Here is a 1199-nt window from a genome sequence, read left to right on the forward strand (position 1 = left end):
TTTATGGCACATACTTATTCAGTTATCGCGCCCGATCGTATTGCGGTAGATACATTATCCTCAATTACTTCTTTGGATTGAAAAAGTTCATACTTAACCTCCTCTCATTATTTTTCTTTTAACATTGAATACTTTCGATAAAATTTATAGGAACTGATACCCAAAAAAACTGCCAGAAGTGTGGGAGACAACTTCAAAAGGACAAATGGAGTTTCAAATAAAAATGCTTTCCAAAATAATGCACCTTTCATACTCCAAAGACCTTCATGATATAATCCCGAATCGTTGTAAGGCGTATAAGAAATAGCCAAAAACAGCATACCCAACCAAAATGAATAACCCATTAATCTTTTATAATAATTAGCCTTTGAATGGCGGTCCGAGAAGATTTCATTTTGATCATCTTCTTCCTTCTGCCAATACTGTCTTCCACCCAGCCGGTGCCCCTCTATGTGGCTCCAACCAAAATCTTCATATATCACTTTGTATTCTTTGAACTTTTTCTTTGGTAAATAATCTTGATAGTCAAGTCGCATAACATATCTTTTGTCCGTTTTTTTGAACGTGTATATTCCTAATCCACTAATATTTGTACAGCGATAGCCTTTTTGTAATTGCTCGTTCAGCCATTGCTCTTCTTTTTCAATATTAAAAAACACCTTAAACATCTTCATTTGATTCACTCCCTTCGTACAATGATAAAATATGTGATAGCCTTTCTTGTTCCATTTTCAAAATGGCTCTTCCTTCTGTAGTTATCCTATAAATTTTTCTCCGACCCGAATTTCCAACAGGTTCAATCCAACCATGTTTATTCAAGTTTTCAATTGCACCGTATAATGTACCAGCCGCTAAAATAACAGTACCATTACTTATTTTTTCTATCTTCTGCATGACGGCATAGCCATGGAGTGGTTCACGTAGGGCTAATAATATATAATGCATGGTTTCGGACAACGGCAATAATTTATGTTTCATACTCTTACCCTCTATTCAGTTTGACTATATAGTTTGACTTTATAATAATGTAATACAGTTCAACTGAATAGTCAACAGCATTTTTACAATTCATCAAGGAACTTAAAGTAAAAATTTTATAATTGGGAAAAAATTTAATCTAAAAAGTCGATTTCCTTTACGTTGGGAAATCGACTTTTTGTGTAATCTTATTCAATTAAACGGCCCGATTCTGGCACCTA

General features: G+C 34.0%; 2 protein-coding genes. Both read right to left on the minus strand.

From position 1 onward, the window contains the following. Window positions 1–107 precede the first annotated feature (107 nt). Complete coding sequence (locus tag ACW2QC_RS20200) at window positions 108–674, minus strand: DUF2812 domain-containing protein (protein ID WP_457545722.1); 567 nt, start codon at window positions 672–674, stop codon at window positions 108–110. Beyond that, window positions 661–978: a PadR family transcriptional regulator gene (locus tag ACW2QC_RS20205; RefSeq protein ID WP_457545723.1), complete on the minus strand. Its 318-nt coding sequence runs from the start codon at window positions 976–978 to the stop codon at window positions 661–663. The genes ACW2QC_RS20200 and ACW2QC_RS20205 overlap by 14 nt, the downstream gene beginning before the upstream one ends. Between the last annotated feature and the right edge of the window lie 221 nt (window positions 979–1199).

It is taken from the genome of Virgibacillus sp. FSP13 (assembly GCF_054048505.1).

Excerpts from the sequence above, each read along its gene's own strand:
- ACW2QC_RS20200 (WP_457545722.1), bottom strand. The coding sequence starts at position 674 with ATGAAGATGTTTAAGGTGTTTTTTAATATTGAAAAAGAAGAGCAATGG.
- ACW2QC_RS20205 (WP_457545723.1), bottom strand. The coding sequence starts at position 978 with ATGAAACATAAATTATTGCCGTTGTCCGAAACCATGCATTATATATTA.